Source organism: Sodalinema gerasimenkoae IPPAS B-353 (genome assembly GCF_009846485.1).
Taxonomy (GTDB): Bacteria; Cyanobacteriota; Cyanobacteriia; order Cyanobacteriales; family Geitlerinemataceae; genus Sodalinema; species Sodalinema gerasimenkoae.
This window is the reverse complement of record NZ_ML776472.1, coordinates 72,780-93,882: the sequence shown is the minus strand read 5'-3', so window position 1 is coordinate 93,882 and position 21,103 is coordinate 72,780. Positions and strand designations below refer to the sequence as shown.

Sequence of the window (21,103 nt, the reverse complement as noted above, 5' to 3'; positions counted from 1 at the left end):
TCCCTCTCCTCAGACTACGGTTTATGAACATTACCAACTACATCCATACTCGGAACTTGCGGGGTGATCTCTTCGGAGGGGTTACCGCCGCCATTGTCGGACTGCCCATGGCCCTCGCCTTCGGGGTAGCCTCCGGGGCCGGGGCGATCGCCGGCATTTATAGTGCCGTCCTGCTGGGCTTTTTCGCCGCCCTATTTGGGGGAACCCCCACCCTCATCTCCAACCCCACGGGGCCCATGACCGTGGTCTTTACCGCCGTCATTGCCAGCTTCACCCTCAAATATCCGGGCCCCCAAGGTTGGGCGCTCGCCTTCACCATCGTCATGATGGCGGGGGTGTTCCAAATCCTCTTTGGAGTCCTACGTCTGGGGAAATACGTTACCCTGATGCCCTACACCGTCATTTCCGGCTTCATGTCCGGCATTGGCGTGATTATGGTCATCCTGCAATTGCCCCCCTTACTGGGACAAGAAGGAGTCGGTGGCGTCTTGAACACGGTCATGGCCCTGCCGGAACTGGCCGGGAACCTCAGTCTCCCGGAATTGGGGCTAGGGGGTCTCACCCTGGCTGTTCTCTTTCTGACTCCTGCCAGAATTAGCCGGGTCTGTCCTCCGCAACTGCTGGCCCTACTCCTCGGAACTGGCATTTCGGCGACTCTGTTATCCAATCAATTGCGAATTGTCGGAGAGATTCCCACCGGACTCCCCGAACTTTATCTGCCCACCATTTCCCTGCCCGATTTGCAACTGATGATGATTGATGCGGTGATGCTAGGGATGTTGGGTTGTATCGACTCCCTGCTGACCTCGGTCATTTCCGATAGCATCACCCAGTACGAACATGATTCTGACAAAGAACTCATCGGTCAAGGGGTGGGCAACATCCTCTCAGGACTCTGTGGCGGACTCCCGGGGGCTGGGGCCACCATGGGAACCGTGGTCAATATCCAAGCCGGGGGACGAACCGCCCTCTCGGGGATGATTCATGCCCTAACCCTGTTGATGTTTGTCTTTGTCGCGGCCGGATTTACGGAGATTGTCCCCTTAAGCGTTCTGGCGGCGATCGCCCTCAAAGTGGGTTTAGATATCGTCGATTGGAGTTTCCTCAAACGGGCCCATCACCTCTCCCTCAAAGCCGCTGCCATTATGTATGGGGTTCTGCTATTGACGGTCTTTGTGGACTTAATTGTGGCTGTCGGCGTTGGCGTATTTGTGGCCAATGTCTTGACAATTCAGCGTTTATCTGATATACAGGCTCAAAATATTAAAGCCATCACCGATACTGAGGCCGCCGAACTTCTCGAACATGAAGAACAACTCCTGTTAGATCAGGTCAAAGGACAGGTTCTATTACTACATCTGGGAACCTCCCTCAGTTTTGGGGCTGCCAAAGCCATTTCCCAACGCCATTCTCTGATTGGAGCGTATCAGGTTCTCATCTTGGACTTTCGGGATGTACCCATGTTAGGGGTGACGGCCTCTCTGGCTATGGAAAAAATGGTCAAAGATGCCCGAAAACGAGGGTTAGATGTGTATGTGGTGGGCAGTTCTGGCAAAGTGGAACGTCGCTTAGAGAAATTTGAGATTCTCAGCCAAGTTCCCCGAGATCATCAAACCGGTACCCTACGAGAAGCCCTCGCTCAAATTGTGGAAACCCTTGGCGAGACTCAATTTGCGTCTGCGGCTTAAGTTTCCGTCAGCCGAACCTGAAGGGTGACTAAAGACAAGGCCACTAGCAACAGTAACGTGGCTGAAGCCGCCGCATAGCCGATGTCAAACAGGGCAAAGGCCTCTTCATAGACGTAATAGACCAAGATATTCGTTGAGTTTAAGGGGCCTCCTCCAGTAATGACATAGACTTGTTCAAAACTGCGGAGGGTAAACATCGCCGTGGTGACGATGACAAAAACCAAGGTGGGGTACAGGCCCGGCAGCGTCACATGACGAAATTGCTGTAAGCCGTTGGCCCCATCCAGTTTGGCGGCATCATAGCGAGATTGAGGAATCGCTTGTAACCCGGCCAGAAACACCACGAGGTTAAATCCGAGTTGCTTCCAAATACTGAGTAAAATGAGAATCGGCATGGCCCAGGTGGGATCGCCTAACCAGGCAATCGGGGTAATGCCGATGTTGTCTAATAGGGCATTGATGGGGCCATCGGTTTGAAATAGCCAACGCCAGCCTAACCCCACCGCCACCATCGAGGTGATGGCGGGGAGGAAATAGGCCGTTCGTAACAGAGATTTTAGGGCGATCGCCTGTTCGAGAAGGGCGGCGAGAATCAGGGGGAGGATGATGCTGGGAATAATCGTCGCCAGGCAGAAATAGAGGGTATTTCCCAGAACTTGCCAGAACTCCGGCGAGGCGATCGCCCGTTCATAATTGAACCATCCCACCCATTGAGTTCCACTTTGGGTAAAACTCCCCGTCGTAAAGCTTAAATAAATTAAATAGCCAATCGGGCCCAAGACAAAGATAGACAACAGCAGCAACGCCGGGGCTAAAAATGCCCAAGCCACCCCCGTCGGATTACCAAATCCTAGTCTTGCCTTTGCCATCTTGACTTACCCGGCTATTTCAACGCCTTTTTGACCAACTTGGAAATTTCCGAAGGCCGTTCTGCCACCGGAATTCCGGCATTTTTAAAGGCTTCAATCTTATGTTCAGCAGTGCCAATATCCAAGTCAAATAAGGCCGTCTTACCCGCTTGCTTGAGTTTTTTCTCAGTTTTATGACTGAGGTTGGCCGCGATCGCCCCCGCATGGCCCAATCGTCGTCCCTTAGGCACATGACGGCCCGCCACATAGGCAATCACCGGCTTATCAATGGCTTCAGCCACATACTCCGCCGCTGCTTCCTCACCGCTGCCACCAATCTCGCCGACAATCACAATCACTTCCGTGCGATCGTCCTCATCGAGAATCTGCAACCATTGGGCAAAGGACGATCCAAGAATCCCATCGCCGCCAATACTGACCCCAATGGACTGTCCCAACCCCGCCTCCGTCAAAGAGAGGGCAATCTCATAGGTGAGAGTTCCACAACGGCTAATCAACCCCACCGAACCGGGGGTATAAAACTCTGCCGGATGGGTTCCCAAGAGAATTTCACCGGGAATAATCAATCCGGGACTACTCGGGCCAATCACCAGCGTTTCCGTCGCATCCGCCTTACGGATTAACTTCACCATATCCATCGGCGGCATCCCTTCCGTGACAATGGCCAGACGACGAATCCCAGCGGCGATCGCCTCTAGGGCCGCATCCAACACCAAATAGGGTTTGACAAAAATTACCGCCGCATCAATGGGGCCGACCTCCTTCATGGCCACTTCCACCAAATCATAGACGGGAATCCCATCCCGTTCACTGCCCCCCAAACCGGGACTCACCCCCGCCACCACCTGGGTTCCATAAGCCTTCATCAAAATGCTATGGGTGGCGGCCAGAGGTTCGGCAATGCCATGAATTAGAACTTTGGTCTTGGCGGTGAACTGCATAAGGAACTGAATAGGTAACTGAGTTATACGGCTTTGACAGCAAGGGAGACGGCCTCATCGAGACTTTTGACGCTGGTGAGGTTGGCCTGCTTGAGCGTTTTCTCAGCGGCCACTACATCCCCCCCTACCAGGCGAACAATCCACTTACAGGGGCGATCGATCTGTTCACTAAACTCCACCAGAGTTCTAGCAATATCTTGGCAGAGGGTCACTCCGGCAATGAGATTTACCAATACCACCGAGACGTTAGGAGATGTGGTGACCGCCTCTAACCCTAGCCGTAAGCGTTCTAAGGGGTCGTCATCCATTCCATACCAGGTTTGTTCACTGCCCAAATTAAGGAAATTCGCTGGTTTGCCTTTGGCTTCACAGACTAAATCAAAGGTGGCCATGGTCAACCCGGCCCCATTGCAGAGAATCCCCAATTTGCCATCGAGTTCGACAAAATCATGGCTGGGAAAAACCCCAGAATAGACCGGTTCCTCCAAGTTGCGTTCTTGTAGTAGCCGAGTCAGGTGATGATGGCGATTGAGGGCTTCATTGTTGACCGTGACTTTCCCATCTAGGGCCATGACTTCACCATTGTGGCGAATCCCTAGGGGGTTAATTTCCACTAAGTCCAAATCCTGTTGCACAAACAAGCGATACATCCGCTTGATGACCGTACTAACCGCCTCAATCGCCTCCCCCGTTAAGCCCATCTTGAGGGCCAGGCGACGGGCATAGAAGGGAGAAAACTCCTCATCCACCACCACCCGCTGCATTTTATCCTGGGTAAAGGTCACCTCCACCCCCCCATAGGGAGACCCCAGCAACACCGGTCGGCGGGCGGTGCGATCGAGTAGAATCGCTAAATAGAACTCCTGAGAGGCATTATATTTAGCTTCTGCCAGAAGCACATCTGGCAATTCCCCCTGAATAGGTAAATTAAAAATCGCTTGGGCGGCGGCGATCGCATCAATGGTATTGGTCGCAAAACGAATCCCTCCCGCTTTCCCGCGTCCTCCAGCCCGGACTTGGGACTTGAGAACAATCGGATAGGGGATTTTCAGCCCCTTGAGATCCTGGGGGCAACGAATTTTTTGCGAGGGCAAGACGGGGATGCCCGTTTCGCGGAACAGCTCTTTGGCTTGATACTCTAGAAGATCCATTTGGCGATTTGTGTTCCACCACTCAACTACCATAGCCCGAACCGGTCGTCACCGTTGAGACAAGGACTACATTCCCAAACAAAATCCCGGCTTTGCCACCGGGAAACCCGAGTTTAGACAAGCCGCAACCACAGATGAGCCTCTCATCTTAACGTACCTTTTCCGAAACGGCCAGCTTTCTAGGTTTCCCCTGGCAGTCTAACTCGACCAAGCTGGGCAAAATGAACTACAGGTTAAACGGCATCCCCTTGCCCGTTAACTCTCTCGACTCGTTGACGCTTCTCTTCAGGGGTTTTTATGGTGAATCCATCTCCTCAGCCCGAACCCAATTCTTCCTCGGGGCAACACCGTCGCCTCAAACGACGGTTAATTCTTGGGGGAACTGTCCTTGTTGTGGGGGTGGTGGGCTATCGTGTCTCTCTGAACTGGCTGCGATCGCAACTTCCGGGCTGGGTCGAGGCCCAAGTGGTCCCCATTCTCAATCGTCCTCTGGAACTCGGGCCGGTGCAACGGCTGTCTCTGAGGGGCATCGAACTGGGGGGACTCTATCTACCGCCGAGTGAGGGGAATCCCAATTCCCTGCATGTTCAGCAGATTCAGGTGGGTTATGATTTGCTGGCCCTCCTCAGGGGAGAATTACCCGTCAACGTCACCCTCACGGAACCGAGGCTGATCGCCCAACAAGCCGAAGATGGCACCTGGGTGACGTTAGATCTCAATCTTCCTGAACGGACCGATGAGGAGTTTCCCCTAGAGATTCCCCTGAATCTCATTTTAGAGGGGGGCAGCCTTGAACTCACCCCCCAGGGCAGTTCTGACCCTTGGACATTGGCCGTTGAGGGTCGCACGGAACTGAGTCAATCCTTTGACAATGCCTATTACGACTTAGCCGTGACCTTACCCCAGGGAACCGTTCAGCTGCGGGGCAATACTCGCCTCAATAGCCTGGAAACCCGAGTCAATACCCGGTTGCAGGAGGTGGAGTTGGGGCAGTTCTCCGCCCTGTTGCCCCCGGAATTGGGCGATCGCCTGGATCTCGTCAGTGGTCGTCTCAACGGAAATCTCACTCTGGAGGTTCCCCCCCTAATTACCCCTGAGGGAGACTTAGAGATTCAGATCCCACAGATTCAAGGACCCCTCAGCCTCGACAATTTCGTGGCCCAGGTTCCCGCATTGCGTCAACCCCTCACTGCTGAGGCGAACATCCGCTTTCAGGGCGATCGCCTACAACTCGATCGCCTCACCGCCGCCACCGGGACGCTACAACTCCAGGGACAAGGACAACTCAGCCAGGACTCCGGCTATAATCTCAGCTTCAGTGCCGACAATATTGCCCTAGAACGCCTCTCAACCCTACTCAATGACCCCCTCCTAGCGCCCCTAGATGATATCGGCTTAATGGGGGTTATTCAGGGGCAGGCGCAACTTCTCGGAGACCTCAACGACCCCCAATTGACCCTAAATGTCAGCAATACCACGCCGCTGATTGTTGCCCAAACGGTGATCTCCCAACTGCGGGCCAACCTCTCGGCCAACCTCGATCGCGTGGTTCTCAACGGCTTTCGTCTCAGTCCGGGCCTGGGGGGAAGCGTCCTGGCCCGGGGCAATGCCGAGATTTCCCAATGGACCGCTCCCCTCTTAGAGCAACTTCCTGAGGGTCTTCTTGAGGATCGCCCTCAACGGACTCCGAGGTCCAACCTCAACCTGGATGTACGAGTGGATCTCCCCAGTGATGCCCTCGTTGCCCCCTATCTGGACTTACCCACCCCCCTGCGTTTGGGGCAATTGCTGGCTCAGGTTGACCTGGGGGGAACCCTAGACAATCCTCAGGCCAGTCTAACCTGGACTACCCCCGACCTCTTCGTTCCCCAATTGGGAGCCGTCAGCAGTCAGGGAGAGGCGAGCTTTGCCAATGGCCGTCTCCGGTTGCAGAGAGCCGACCTCATCGCTGCGGAGGGACAGATCACCGCAACGGGACTGGCGGACTTCCTAGAGCAAACCTGGCAGGCGGATCTGCTGTCCACGCCGCTGAACCTCACCCCATTCTTGGCAGTCCCGGCGGAACTAAGCCAGTTCACGGCCCAAGTCTCCGGGCGATTTGATGATCTCTCCCCCGAGGGAATCATCCGAGGAATTGACGGAACCGCCGACCTGGGAATTACCCTGGCCGATGGACAGGGGTCAGTGCAAGGGCTATTGCAAGGGGGAGAGATTCGCCTTGAGGCGATCGCCTCGGGACTCTCCGCCCAGGGTCTAAATTTGGCCCTCCCCCTGGCGGTGAGATTGGAGAGGGGTCAGGCCCAGGTGCAAACCTCCCTGGAGGGATTGCTAGCCGCCGCCATGAACCGGGACTTTGCAGGAATTGCGGTGCAGGCCGAGGGAGCCTTAGCCATCGCCGAGGGAACGGCCCAGGTCAGGACTCAAGTCCGAGATGGACAGGTTGACAGCGATTTCAATGTCGCCAATATCGCCTTAAACCCCTATGTGCCCAATCTTCCGGCAACGGTGGCTCTGATTAATGGCGAGGGACAGGGGACTCTGTCTCTGGCCAATATCCTTCAAGTCTTAGAACAGGGAGACCTCAGCCAACTCGACCCCCAAGGGACCACCCAAGCGAACCTGGCTCTCAATCAGGGGTCAGGAACCCTCTCCGCTCAAGTGGCGGGGGGACAATGGCAACTGAGGACCGAGACTCAGGTTCCGGTGGATGATGCCTTGGTTCAGGAGTTGATTGGCGATCGCATCGTCAGTAGTCCCCGCTTCCCGGCAACGTTACTGGCCAGCAGCTATCTCTCGGGGCCGTTAACCCCTCTGTTGCAATTGGGGATGGTGCCAATTCCTGCCACCCTACATGAGTTGACGGCTAATCTCGATGGGGATTTATTGCGGGCCCGAGGGGAAACGGTCTTAACCAATCTTCGGGAACGCCCAGATTTACAAACGGATTTAGAGATTGATGCCAATTATGATTCAGACCGACTCCCGTTGACCCTGTTACTGGCGGATGTGGCTGTGGGGGAAAATTTGGAGAGTCCCAGTGCCGTTAATGTCCGGGGACGGGTGGATTTTAGGGGACGCTTTCAGGGCCAGAATTTGCTATCTAATCCCTTCGGGGCAGGAAATCTCAATTTGGCAGGGTCGGTTCAATTAAATGATTTTGGGGTGAATGAGATTCAGTTTGAGCCTCGGATGCAGGGGACGGTTTTTGCCAGTACGGGCGATCGCGTGGCTCTGGATGTGCGGGGGGAGCGGCCTCTGGGCGATCGCCTGGCCATTGCCTTAGGGGCCTGTCAGGAGGCGCGCTGTTTGGCTCCCTATTTGCCTCAAGGGTTCGAGATTCGTAAAACCGATGGGGAGGTGGTTGAGTTTTTGGCCCGAGGTGAGCGTCAGGGCGATCGCTTTCAGGTGGGATTAGACTCGTTTGAGTTGAGTCTCTTAAATGTGCTTCCGGGAGAACCCTTTGGCATTCGTGACCCCATTAGCGGTCAGGTGACGGGGGGGATTGTGGCCAATCTCTTTACCCTGGAGACTCAGGGCCAGGTGGCGGTGGCTAATCCGGCGTTGGGCTATCTTCGGGGGGAGGCGATCGCCGCTGAGTTTGGCTACGACGGACAACAGGCCCAGATTCGCAATGGGATGTTGCAATTCCAAGAGACTCGTCTGGTTCTCAATGGAGGGACGGAACTGGATCTGTTGGCAATTTTGCAGGGCCGTCTACCCCTGAATGCTTGGCAAGAGGCCCCAGTCTGGGGACGGCTGACGGTGGATGAGGCTGAGGTGGGCGATCTCCTGACAACGGTGGCTTGGTATGAACTCGATGACCTGTTACGTCGAGGGATTGCCAGCCCTAGTTTAGACCCGCAAGACCTGACGGTGAGGGGGGTGGGGATTCCGCAGCGATCGCTCCCCGAACAATTAGCTCTGTTTAACCGCATCCGCGAGCAGGTGAGACAACGGATTCGGCAACCGGATGAACCCCAACCGCCTCAAGTGGTGGAGATTGAGGGAACCTATACCGCTCAAGTGGATTTGGGGGGAACGCTGGGAAATCCCAATCTCATCGCGGAACTGACGGCTGAGAATTGGCGTTGGTATCCCCAACCTCAACTCCCTGCCGCCTTCGATCTCCCGATTCCGACGGCTCGACCCTCGCTGCGGTTGGATGCTCTCAATCTGCGGGCCCGGCTTGAGGATCAGGTGCTGACGGTGGAGGAGGCGAGTCTCTTGGCGGAAGGGGGCCAGGCTTCGTTGGTGGGGACGGTGTCTCCCGAGAGGCTAGAGGGTGGAGTGACGGTGAGGGATCTTCCGCTGAGTCTCTTGCAGCAGTTTGTCGCCTTACCGGTGGATGTGGCGGGAGAGGTGAATCTTCAGGGAACCTTTGGCGGCAGTCTGCAACAGCCGAGGTTGGCAGGGGAGGTGGCGATCGCCAACCCGGTTCTCAATACCCGTCCTCTCGACCCGTTTTTGGGCAATTTCAGCTATGACAATCAGCAGTTTGAGTTTGCCACCGTTGCCCCGGATTGGAGTCGGCTTCAGGTGAGTGTACCCTTTCCCTTCACAGATTTACCCCCCGAGGGGGCGATCGCCCAGGCCCAGGTAGCGTTGGATACTCCCGCTTTTGAGTTACTTGAGGCCATCACCGATGGTGAGGTGGTCTGGCTCGGGGGTGAAGGCATGGTAGAACTCTCGGCCAGTTTGGATCTGTTGGCGTTAACCTCCGGGGAGATTCAGCGAATTCTTAACTCCGTGGTGGCTGAGGGGGCGATCGCTCTGGATCAGGTTCGGGTGGCGGCGGCGGCTCTCCCGGAGGCTGAGACTCAGGTGGATGGGGTGATTCGCTTCAATCAAGAGGCGATCGTGGTTGATGAGTTACTGGCTCAGGTCGCGGAGGGTGAGTTTCGTCTGGCGGGGGTGTTACCCCTGTTAACCCCTGATCCAGAGATAGAGCGTCCCCTTACGTTAACGGTAGATCAGGGGGCGATCGCCCTCGATGGTCTCTATAACGGGCAGTTAGATGGCCAGATTACGCTGACGGGAACCGCCCTCACTCCTGTCATTTCTGGAGGAGTTGAGGTCTCTCGGGGACGGGTTTTAGTGCCGACTCGGGAGTTTGCTGGGAAGCAACCTACCCCTAATCCCTCCCAGGGGCAACCCACCCCTAACCCCTCCCAGGAGGGGAGTGTTGCGGTGACTACTCCGGGAACGTCACCGCTCATTACGCCCGTCTTGGATCGCTTTCGTATTGTTCTCGGGGAACGCCTCAATATTGTCAACCCGATTCCCAGTTTTAATGTACGGGTGACGGGAGATCTATTAGTGAGTGGGGTAGTGGATGGCAATTTGGAGAATTTACGTCCTCAGGGGGTTATATCGGTGGAACGGGGACAATTGGATCTGCTGAGTAATCTCTTTTTTATTACCCCAGGCCGTCCGCAAACGGTGGAGTTTATTGCTGAGGAGGGCCTGTTGAATCCACGGCTAGATCTTCAGATGTCCACTCTGGTCTCCGAGGAACGCCGCAACCCAATTGCCGATCGCGATCGTGATAGTAACGAAGTCCCCGATACAACAATTTTGCCCCTACGCCAGTCTCGTCAACTGTTGGTGAATGTCACCATTCAGGCCATGGCTCAAGATCTGCTCAACGCGATATTGGCGGAATCGGCGGAGGTGGTTCAGGTGGAGGGATTTCAACGCAATGATGCCTTATTAGAAACCGTACAGTTGAGTAGTGTTCCCAGCCGCAGTGAGAATGAGTTAGTCTCGTTGCTAGGGGGACAAGTGCTGACGACGATTGATGAGATTGCTGGACTGCGAGGAACGGAGGTGTTTGAATATGCGTTGCTTCGCTTTGTCTTGGAACCCCAGTTAACGGGAATCTTGGTGGATATTGACCGAGTAGCCAATCAGGCGGGAGATGCGATCGGCTTAGATCGGCTGAGTGTGTTTCCCATTGGTCAAATTGAGGCGATTTATGAACTCAATGACCGATCACTGTTGGGGTTAACCTATGACTATGGTCTCAGCGGCTTTTTACTACAAGGGGGACAAACTGACGGGGATACCCCTGGCTTTAGTTCTATTGAGTTACGCTATGAATTACGGTTTTAAATGCATAATTATGGTAAAATTAGCCAATTAAAATGGGTGCATCTCAGTTAGGCAAGTTTGAACCCACCCCGCGCTATCGCGCGCCTCTTCCAGGGGGGGAAATATTTGAAAAATTTTCTCCCAGGAGGGGTAGGGGTGGGTTATCTGAAGTGATCACATCCATTGAGATGCACCCATTAAAATCTACGATTTGGCTCCTACCAGCGTATTTCGTTCACTTACAATCAGGACTGCCCCCTCTAAATGAGCGATCTCTGGTTCAAGTCGATTAAAAATAAAATTAACTCCTGGCTCACACAACCCCCTAGTAGTGAATCTGACGAAGAGTTGATGCCAATTCCCGATTGGCTGAAAGAGGAACTGCAACAACGAATTAACAACTCCCCAAGTCCTCAAGCCTATCAAACTTATTTGCGAGGGGCGATCGCCCCAGCAATTGAGTCTTGGAAAACTGATTTCAATGCTCCTAATACCTTTGTTTGTTTGGCCCCAACCATTGAACCAGTTGGCACAATTTTAAGTGATACATTAAGCAGTTGGGATGATTTATCTCTAACCATTATCACCCCCTTCCAACAGTTTGAGAGACCGGCAACCATCCGCCTAACGGCAAAAAAAATACGTCAAGCCCTAGACTCGTATCCTGACATCAAAAACACTGACCTTGATGACCTGCATATCTCTTCACCGGAGGACTTTCAGGATTCCCGTAAAACCGTGGTTGTTATTCCCAGTTTAGAACAGTGTTTCTTACGTTGTATTAGCGGCTGGGATAGCATTGAATACTTCCGAGAAATTATCACTAAAAATAATCATTACTTTTGGGTGATTGGAGCCAGTCAATCCGCCTGGCATTTTCTTGATTTTGTTTGTCAGATTAGTGCCTATTTTGAAATCATTGAATCGTTGCCGAAGTTGGATGATGAAATGATTTGTGATTGGTTAACCCCTATCGCTGAAACTCTCATTAGTTTAGATAAACCCGACTCCTCAAGTAACGATTTACGTCAAACCTATTGGGATTCCATTGCCCATCAAAGCTCAGGAAGCAGTCGTATTGCTCAATATATATGGCTAGAGAGTTTGCGAATGCACAAACAGACGGAAGAGGAAGTTCAGGAACTGCGAACTCAGCTTTCAGAAACCCCAGCTAAATCCCCTTCACGGATTTTGATTCACCCCGATAAACCTAAATTACCGAAGTTACCCATTTTAACGAATCTGGATCGCTATTTACTCCATGGGATTCTCATCCATGGAATCATCAATCGCCGTCATCTTGCCCAAACCCTGGGAGAATCGGAAAGTCAAATCCAGGCGAGGATTCAGTGGCTCTCCCGTCAGGGGGTTTTAGAATCTCGATGTGGCAGCTTATCAATTCATCCTCTCTATTATGATCAGCTAACGGTTGATTTATCTCAGAACAACTTTTTTATTAACTCTAATTCATGATAAAACAACGCCTTGTTGTATTAGAAGTCGCCAGTTTTGGTGTCACGCTCCTTTCTCAATCGCTTGTTCTAGCACAGTCGGAGGAACCTGAAGAGTTTTCCGAAAAAATCCTAACGGAAATTACTCTCGGAAAAGTTCTCTATGGCATTTTCGCGATTCTGATTGCTTATGGAAGTTTTTACATCATTCAGTCCCTAGCCAATTGGATTTCCGAGCGAGTTCCCCGTCGCTTTCGCCTGATTATTAAACAATCTATCCCCTTTTGGAAGGGGTTGATTTTACTGATTACCATTGCCTATTTATTAAATCTATTTGTCAGGCTTTCAGAGACCAATGTTGTCGCGGTTACAGGGACAGTGGCAGTCGCTCTAGGATTTGCCTTTAAGGACTATGTAAGTTCCATTATTGCCGGGGCGATCGCCCTCTTTGAAGCGCCCTATCGCGTGGGCGATCGCGTGAGAATCGAGGACCATTATGGGGAAGTTGTGGGCTATGGCTTACGGGGTATCCAGGTCAAAACACCCGACGATAATTTAGTGACCATTCCCCATAACAAAACCTGGACAGAACCCATCTCCAATGCGAACAGTGGCGAACTCGAAGCCCAAGTTGCCACCAATTTCTACTTTAGCCATACTGTGGATTTTGAAAAAGTCATCAAAATCCTCTATCAAGCGGCCTATAGTAGTCGCTATACCCAGCTTAAACTCCCCATTGCTGTGTTCATGGAAGAGAAGTTTTGGGGGACCCAATTTAAGTTACGCTCCTATCCCATTGATGCCCGCGATGAGTTTGTTTATAAAACCGATGTAATCCGCCGGGCCAAAGCTGCCTTTGCCTATGAAAATATTTCCTATCCTAAGATGACTCCACCCGCAGAGATGATGGATGAACATTGAGTGCGGCGGGGGAGTCGCGCCGAGGCTTAAATTCGATGTTTGGCGTAATACTGCTGATGTTCTTCCTCGGCTAAATAGTAGTCTGAAGCGGGTTCAATTTGGGTGACGATGTATTTTTCGCTGCCGCTCTCCGTCTCCTGTTGTTGACGTTTGAACTTGGACTTGCGGGCGATCTGTTCCTGTTCAGGACTATGGTAGAAGATGACAGACCGATATTGTTCACCGCGATCGGCCCCCTGCCGATTTAAGGAGGTGGGATCGTGAATCCGCCAAAAGAGGTTTAGGAGGTCGTCGTAGGAGATGTGCTGGGGGTCATATTCGACTTGGGTCACTTCAGCATGGCCCGTAATGCGGGCGCAAACGTCGAGATAGGAGGGGTTGGGAAAATGCCCCCCCATATAGCCGACGGAGGTTTTGGTGACCCCTTCAAGGGCCGCGAAGGCCGCTTCGATACCCCAGAAACAGCCGGCGCCGAAGGTGGCAATGTGAGTGGTTTTAGGCATGGGGAATAGGGAATAGGGAACAGGGAACAGGGAACAGGAGGAACCACCGAGTCACAGAGGACACGGAGAAAGAATGGTAGGATGCGTCCCGGCATCAGTTCAGGTTGTGACCTAGACCCATCGATTCCAACTTGCCGGAACGCATCTAGTTTGAGGGTATTATCCCGATATTAGCCCACAACCCAAAAACCCGGTGGCTTGCATCTTGCTAGAATCAAAGTGTGAATCAAATTCAGCGTTCCCCAACATTGATAAGTTGACCTAGATTTCCCCCACCTGTTGATACAGCGAGCTAAACCATGGCTTTAACGAAAACCTCAACCCAGCATTGGCTTCATGCCACCTCCCTCAATGAAGTCAAAGAGAAAGGCTGTGTCCTGGTGCAGCTTGAGGGGCATCAAATCGCCTTGTTTCATAGCGAGGGACAAGTCTATGCCATTGATAACCGCTGTCCCCATATGGGATTCCCCCTGCAAGGGAGTGTCTGCAAAGAGGGGATTCTCACCTGTCCCTGGCATTATGCCCGCTTTGACCTCGCCAGTGGTGGAACCTTCGATTCCTGGGCCGATGATGTGCGGGCATTTCCCCTGAAACTTGAAGCCGGGGAGATTTGGCTAAATTTAACGGCCCCAGACGATGCCCAATCTCATCATCGGCAACGTCTCCAAGATGGCCTCGAACAAACCATTTCTCTCGTCATCGCCAAGTCGGTGATTGGTTGGTTGGCGGAGGACTCTTGCGCCAGGGAACCCTTCCGCCTGGGGTTGGCTTTTGGAACCCGCCACACGAAACGGGGTTGGGGAAGTGGCTTAACCATCTTGACGGCGATGATGAATCTACTGCCCTATCTGGAGGAGAGCGATCGCCCCCAGGCCCTCTATCAAGGACTCTCCGCCGTAGCGCGGGACAGTTCCGGTGCGCCACCTCATTTCCATGTTCATCCCCTTCCTCAAACTCAGGTGGAGTTCAGCACTCTCAAATCCTGGTTTCGCCAGTTTGTGGAACGCCGCGATGCTGAAGCTGCTGAACGCTGTTTGATGACGGCGGTTCGGGGACAACTTCCCCCCGAACACATTGCTGAGATGTTGTTTGCAGCGGCCACAGATCACCGCTACCTCGATGGTGGACATACTCTGGACTTTATCAATAAGGGATTGGAGGCCTTGGATTGGGTCGAGTGGCAAGAGGCAGAATCGACCCTAGCCAGTCTAGTTCCGGGGTTAACGGAAGCCACCCGGATGGAAGAGTCCAGTTCTTGGCGCTATCCTCTGGATTTGGTCGAGATTCTGGAAGCCGCCTTTACCGAATTACCCCACGTTTTAGCGGCAGGGCGATCGCAGTCCTGGGACGGTAACCCAGACTTAGTGGCATTACTCTTAGCCGACAATCCCCAAGCCACCGTCCAGGCGATGCTGACGGCCCTCAAACAAGGCTGTCCCCCGGCCCAACTGGCAGCCCATGTCACCCAGGCGGCGGCCTTGCGGGTGGCCCAATTCAACACCAATAACGACCATCGGGATTGGAACGCCGCCCATCATCCCTTCACCTATGCCCATGCGGTACAACGGGGTTTAGAGCGATCGCCCACCCCAGAACTGCTGCGAGGGGTCTTTGACGGGGCCATGGCCGTCTATCTCAATCGTTTTCTCAATGTTCCTCCCGCCCGTCTTCCCAATCCTGACAACACCGTTAGCCAGCCACAGGACTTACTCAAGTCTCTAGGAGACTTACTCGATCGCCAACAACAGGTTGCCGCCAGTGGCAAGTTAGTGGCCCAATATCTTCATAGTGGGGGTGAACCGGATCTCCTCATAGCAACCTTAGCCCGACTGATGCTGCGTGAGGATCGCAGCTTCCATGTCATCCAATCCCTAGAAGCCGCCGTTCGTCTTTACCACCAGTTGGGCAATTCTGCCGAGGGAATCAGCGTCTTAGTGGCAGCCACCCGATATCTGGCCGCCCATTCTCCCACGGTGCGATCGCAAGCCCAAACCTATGACATTGCCCAACGACTGCATCAGGGCGATCGCCTCGATCAAGGCTAACCTTCGCCCAAAATCCCCAAAAAATGTCCCGTTTGCGTCTTCCCCTCCCCCTGGGTCAAAGTATAGCAAAGTTGTTGAAAAATGGGATGTATGCTGGACTGCTCTAAAATCCCCGACTTATTTTACGGTTACACCTCGGCGATCGCCCTGAAACTGGTATGAGATTGCCCACAGCTAAGTTTGACAGTGTTGGGTGAAAGCGGCTACTAATGGGGAGGTCATACCGAAAATTGGCATCGAAAATTGACTGATGCTGACCGCTGTTTAACCTGGAGTTCTCATGTTGAGTTTTATAAAATTTAGGGGCAAAATTCAAAAGCCCCTAACTCGCTTTTTTAGCTTTCTGTTGGGGATTTCTCTGATGCTGTGGCCTGCAGTGAGTCAGGGATTAACGGTGCAGGAGGTTCCCAATCCCCAGCAGGAGTATGGCGGTTGGGTCACGGATATGGCGGGAATTCTCAGTGAGGAGACAAAACAAGAACTCAATCGCCTGATTTCGCAACTCGAAGCCCACAATGGAGCAGAAATCGCGGTAGTGACGGTTCCGAATACGAACTCGACAGCCACCCCCAAAGAATTTGCAACTCGCCTATTTAATCACTGGGGAATTGGTAAAGCAGATATCGATAATGGGCTGTTATTCCTAAGTTCTGTGGGCGATCGCCGGGTGGAAATTGAAACCGGTTATGGCGTCGAGCCAATTCTCCCAGATTCTGAGGTTAGGGAAATTGTAGGAACTGAAGTTGTGCCCAATTTCCGAGATGACAACTTTGACCAAGGCACATTGGCGGGGACCCAAGCTTTTGTGGAACGGTTAATGCAAGAAGACTTTAGTACCTCGGCGATCGCTCAAGTTTCTCCAGATAGAACTTTTTTAGCCAACTCCTTCTTTGCCCGAATCTGGTGGATTTCGGTGGCTATGCTAGTTTTGGCTACCAGCGTGGCGATCGTCGTATTTAAGAGAATCAAAACTTTCTTAGTTCTTAAGCCTCACGGAGAATCGCTGTTGCTCAAAAATACCCTAGTTGACAAGCTTCGTGAGTTCGAACGAGTTCCCGATTATGCAAAAAACATAGCTGGTTGTGTGGGATTTTTGCTCAGCTTCCTGACCTTGAGCTACTTCATTATCAACCCCTACTCAAAGCTTGTTGTTTCGATGGTATTTTTCGGGGTCTTTGGAATAGTTTATACACAAGCAAAATTTTCCAAAATAAGGCTTTGGATGCCCTTTTTGGTTATATTAATGGTTCCATCAATCATTAACTTCAATATATTGTATTTGATGATAATGGTAGCAGTTATCTCAGGAATATCTGCCTTTGTGGTGAAGATGAATATCAACAATAAAACTGGCAGAGTGAGTACTAACACTCGGTTCAAATGTCAAACTTGTCAAAGCGTCATGAAACGCCTTGATGATGATGTGCTAAAGCAGCTACTCACTGAAAATCAGCGTAAAGCCCAACATCTGGGACTTGTCACCTTTTATGGATTTCACTGTCCAAATTGTGACGCCAAGCCGCTGAAGCAGTTTCATTTGCAAACTCATGTTTTAGAACCAACAGAGGTTAAGAAATGTCCAGTTTGTGGTCAATTTGCCCTAACTTGGAATTCTAGCGTCGTTCGCAACGCCACCCATGACGATCATGGTGAATTGCTAATAACCCATACCTGTGGTGTCTGTGGTTACCATCGGGAGGAGCGGGAGTTGCTTCCTAAGCTAGGACTCCAATCAGGTAGCCACAGCTACAATGGCGTTTACAGTATCAATTACGGTGGTAGCGCTAGTGGTGGCGCTAGTGGTGGCGCTAGTAGTGGCGCTAGTAGTGTCGCTAGCGGTGGTTATGGCAGCTTTGGGGGGGGCGCTAGTGGTGGCGGTGGTTGTGGTGGCGCTAGCAGTGGCGGTGGTTGTGGTGGCGCTAGCGGTGGCGGTGGTTGTAGTAGCAATTGATATCCACGATTGCTTGTTTTGCCTTCCCTGTCCCCGAAATCATGATTGCAACCCCGGTCTATAAAAAGGGCGCGATTCATCTCACCCAACCAAGACATTGTCCATCGTCTCCATGAGGGCTAACGCCAATCCGCAGGCTAACCCCTCCCCTCAGCAGCGCTGGGTATTTTAAGGAATTTTTCCCCGGCGATCGCCCGTCGATCCGCTACAATTGTTAAGAAATCTGTCAATTTTTTAACAGCGCACCGTCTGGACGCTTCTTTATGTCTCTCCCAATTCGCAACGTTGCAATTATCGCCCACGTCGACCACGGCAAAACGACCCTGGTTGACGCACTCCTCAAACAATCCGGCATCTTCCGCGAAGGAGAAGACGTTCCGGACTGTGTGATGGACTCCAATGACCTAGAACGGGAACGGGGAATCACCATCCTCTCCAAAAATACCGCCGTTCACTACAAAGACACCCTCATCAACATCGTAGACACCCCCGGCCACGCCGACTTCGGCGGAGAAGTCGAACGAGTCCTGGGCATGGTGGACGGCTGTATCCTGATTGTGGATGCCAACGAAGGCCCCATGCCTCAAACCCGCTTCGTCCTCAAAAAAGCCCTCGAAAAAGGCCTGCGTCCCATCGTCGTCGTCAACAAAATTGATCGCGGCCAAGCTGACCCCCATGTCGCCGTCGATAAAGTCCTGGACTTGTTCATCGACCTCGGGGCCGACGACGACCAATGCGACTTCCCCTATCTCTTCGCCTCAGGCCTCGGCGGTTTCGCCAAAGACAACCTCGACGACGAAGACAAAGACATGCAGCCTCTGTTTGAGGCTATCCTCGGTCACGTTCCCCCACCCATCGGTGACCCCAACAAACCCCTGCAACTGCAAGTCACCACCCTCGACTACTCCGACTACCTCGGTCGCATTGTCATCGGTCGGATTCACAACGGAACTATCAAAGCCGGACAACAGGCCATTCTTCTGCAAGAAGGAGAGAAGGTCGTCAAAGGCAAAATCACCAAATTGATGGGCTTTGAAGGCTTAGCCCGAGTTGAACTCGAAGAAGCCACCGCCGGGATGATTGTGGCCGTATCTGGCTTTGCCGATGCCAACATTGGCGAAACCATCGCCTGTCCTGACGAACCCCAGGCCCTGCCTCTAATTAAGGTGGACGAACCCACCCTGCAAATGACCTTTTTGGTCAACGATTCTCCCTTCGCCGGTCAAGAGGGGCAATTTGTCACCTCTCGCCAACTGCGCGATCGCCTGATGCGAGAATTAGAGACCAACGTGGCCCTGCGCGTCGAACCCACCGACTCCCCCGACAAATTCGCCGTCTCCGGACGGGGTGAGTTACACCTAGGGATTCTCATCGAAACCATGCGTCGGGAAGGCTACGAGTTCCAAGTCTCCCAACCCCAAGTGATTTATCGGGAAGTCAACGGACAACCCTACGAACCCTTTGAACTCCTAGTTCTCGACGTTCCCGAGGATGCTGTCGGCGGTTGTATGGAACGCATCGGCGAACGCAAAGGGGAAATGCAGGATATGCGCATGACCGCCGGCCGGTCTCAGTTAGAGTTTGTCATCCCCGCCCGAGGTTTAATTGGCTTCCGGGGAGATTTCGTGCGCATCACTCGCGGCGACGGCATCATGAACCATAGTTTCTTGGAATATCGTCGTCTCTCAGGCGACGTAGAAACCCGCCGTAACGGAGTCCTCACCTCCTTTGAGGAAGGAGTCGCTACCTTCTACGCCCTGAAAAACGCCGAAGACCGAGGTGTGTTCTTTATTGAACCCGGAACCAAGGTCTATAAGGGTATGATTATCGGTGAAAACAACCGTCCCCAAGACTTAGAGTTGAACGTCTGCAAAACCAAGCAGTTGACCAACCACCGGGCCGCCAGTGGTGACGAGTTGGTTCAGCTTCAATCTCCCGTAGAAATGAGTCTGGAACGGGCCTTGGAATACATCGGCGCCGACGAACTCGTAGAGGTCACTCCCGAGTCGATTCGTCTACGCAAGATGTCCGCCAAAAAATTAGCCCGCCGCTAAACCAAACAATAGACAATTGATAATGGACAGTTGACAACTCAAGAAGCCTTGATTGGCAATCTTTTAGTCTTTTTGTGTTGTCCTGTTTGGTTTGTACAACAAACAAAAAAACTCAGGTGCATTGATGAAAGTTTTATCGATGCACCTTTTCTTATTGCCTATTGCCTTCTCCCCCCTACTGCCTACTGCCTAGGGCAACCACGGTTCGGCTATCGCTCACCGACCACAAGGGATTGCCCCTACGTCTTTTCTTTTGCCTATTGCCTTTTCCCCCCTACTGCCTACTGCCTTCTTTTCCCCCCTTGCTCCCCCGCCTAACAATTGTTACATTTATTCATAATATTGAATGATTTTTGGCTCCTTAGGGACGCGCCATTATGACAGACACGCTGACGAAACTGGCCTACCAAACCTTCCAACAGGGCAAAAGCTACTTCGGAGTTGCCCATAAAACCCTCAGTACGCAACTGGCACAACTGGCGGTTGGCAAGCGGGATCATGAGACCTTTCCCGTCTCCCGACAACTGGTCGATCGCATCTATAGCAGCCTCAATCAAGTCATCGAAACCGACTGGAAGGATGCCGAAAAAGGGATTTATCCCGTTGAAACCCTCTTTGATAACCCTTGGGGTGACTTTTTCCAATACTATCCCCTTATTTGGCTCGATTTACCCCAAATTTGGGACCGAATCCGCAACAAACAATATCAATCCTTCGACGCCCAAATCGACCTTAACGACTACCCAAAATACTATCGGCAAAACTTCCACCACCAAACCGACGGCTATCTCAGCGACTTGTCCGCCAACCTCTACGACGTACAAGTCGATATTCTCTTTAACGGGGCCGCTGACGCCATGCGTCGCCGTATTTTAGCCCCCCTCAAACAGGGATTAAGCCACTTTGCAGAGGTTCCCCCCAGTCAAATTCGGGTGTTGGATGTGGCAACGGGAACCGGACGGACGTTGCGTTTCTTGCGATCGCTCTTACCCAAAGCGGCCCTATTCGGCACCGACTTATCCCCCGCCTATTTGCGTAAAGCCAATCAACTCCTGTCGCAACTCCCCGGCGAACTCCCCCAACTGTGCCAAGCCAACGCCGAAGATCTCCCCTACCGGGATGAACAGTTCCATGGGGTGTCCTGCGTCTTCACCTTCCATGAACTCCCAGGGCCTGCGCGTCAGAACGTGATTGACCAATGTTATCGAGTCCTGAAACCGGGGGGAACCTTCATTATTTGCGATTCCCTTCAGAAGGATGACGACCCCGAACTCAATCCTCTCCTCCATAACTTCCAGACAACCTTTCACGAACCCTATCATCGTAGCTACAGTGAAGATGACATGACCGCTCGCTTGCAAACGGCCGGCTTTGTGGAGATTGCCACACAAATGCACTTCATGAGTAAATACTGGGTGGCCCAGAAGCCGGCCTAGGGC

12 protein-coding genes are annotated in these 21,103 nt (G+C 52.6%); 8 read left to right on the top strand and 4 right to left on the bottom strand.

The features are described 5' to 3' along the window. Positions 1-23: 23 nt before the first annotated feature. Positions 24-1,688 (top strand): SulP family inorganic anion transporter, encoded by a 1,665-nt coding sequence (locus L855_RS00380; RefSeq protein ID WP_159783111.1) that lies wholly within the window; start codon positions 24-26, stop codon positions 1,686-1,688. Here the strand turns inward: L855_RS00380 and L855_RS00375 are convergent. The 3 genes from L855_RS00375 to L855_RS00365 are packed head-to-tail and all read right to left on the bottom strand — an operon-like array spanning position 1,685 to position 4,682. Further along, complete coding sequence (locus L855_RS00375) at positions 1,685-2,557, bottom strand: carbohydrate ABC transporter permease (protein ID WP_159783109.1); 873 nt, start codon at positions 2,555-2,557, stop codon at positions 1,685-1,687. The two genes, L855_RS00380 and L855_RS00375, sit on opposite strands and share 4 nt — an antisense overlap. Before the next feature lie 14 nt (positions 2,558-2,571). After that, the gene (locus tag L855_RS00370) at positions 2,572-3,498 is read right to left on the bottom strand and encodes a succinate--CoA ligase subunit alpha (protein ID WP_159783107.1); all 927 of its coding nucleotides are present in this window, start codon (positions 3,496-3,498) and stop codon (positions 2,572-2,574) included. A 23-nt stretch (positions 3,499-3,521) separates the two neighbouring features. Then, positions 3,522-4,682 carry an ATP-grasp domain-containing protein gene (locus L855_RS00365; RefSeq protein ID WP_425500537.1) on the bottom strand — a complete coding sequence of 387 codons (1,161 nt, stop codon included), beginning with the start codon at positions 4,680-4,682 and terminating at the stop codon, positions 3,522-3,524. Between the two features lie 264 nt (positions 4,683-4,946). Between L855_RS00365 and L855_RS00360 the strand changes: the two genes are divergently transcribed. The 3 genes from L855_RS00360 to L855_RS00350 all read left to right on the top strand — a co-directional run bounded on the left by L855_RS00360 (position 4,947) and on the right by L855_RS00350 (position 13,111). Further along, positions 4,947-10,760 carry a translocation/assembly module TamB domain-containing protein gene (locus tag L855_RS00360; protein WP_159783105.1) on the top strand — a complete coding sequence of 1,938 codons (5,814 nt, stop codon included), beginning with the start codon at positions 4,947-4,949 and terminating at the stop codon, positions 10,758-10,760. 243 nt (positions 10,761-11,003) lie between these two features. Next, positions 11,004-12,212, top strand: coding sequence for a MarR family transcriptional regulator (locus L855_RS00355; protein ID WP_159783103.1), 1,209 nt, complete (start codon positions 11,004-11,006; stop codon positions 12,210-12,212). Next, entirely contained in the window at positions 12,209-13,111 is a 903-nt protein-coding gene (locus L855_RS00350; RefSeq protein ID WP_159783101.1) for a mechanosensitive ion channel domain-containing protein, read from the top strand. Before L855_RS00355 ends, L855_RS00350 begins: the two co-directional genes overlap by 4 nt. A gap of 26 nt (positions 13,112-13,137) precedes the next feature. Here the strand turns inward: L855_RS00350 and msrA are convergent, their stop codons facing one another. Beyond that, entirely contained in the window at positions 13,138-13,614 is a 477-nt protein-coding gene (gene msrA, locus L855_RS00345) for a peptide-methionine (S)-S-oxide reductase MsrA (protein ID WP_159783099.1), read from the bottom strand. Positions 13,615-13,913: 299 nt separating this feature from the next. Here msrA and L855_RS00340 point away from each other — a divergent pair, with 299 nt between their 5' ends. The 4 genes from L855_RS00340 (at position 13,914) to L855_RS00325 (ending at position 21,100) form a co-directional block, all read left to right on the top strand. Beyond that, positions 13,914-15,659, top strand: a complete 1,746-nt coding sequence (locus L855_RS00340; protein ID WP_159783097.1) for a Rieske (2Fe-2S) protein — start codon at positions 13,914-13,916, stop codon at positions 15,657-15,659. A gap of 361 nt (positions 15,660-16,020) precedes the next feature. Then, positions 16,021-17,610, top strand: coding sequence for a TPM domain-containing protein (locus tag L855_RS21070; protein WP_246198663.1), 1,590 nt, complete (start codon positions 16,021-16,023; stop codon positions 17,608-17,610). A gap of 263 nt (positions 17,611-17,873) precedes the next feature. Beyond that, positions 17,874-19,664, top strand: coding sequence for a translational GTPase TypA (gene typA / locus L855_RS00330; protein ID WP_159783095.1), 1,791 nt, complete (start codon positions 17,874-17,876; stop codon positions 19,662-19,664). A 377-nt stretch (positions 19,665-20,041) separates the two neighbouring features. Next, a complete protein-coding gene (locus tag L855_RS00325) occupies positions 20,042-21,100 on the top strand; it encodes a class I SAM-dependent methyltransferase (protein ID WP_159783093.1) in 1,059 nt (352 codons plus the stop codon). Positions 21,101-21,103: the final 3 nt, after the last annotated feature.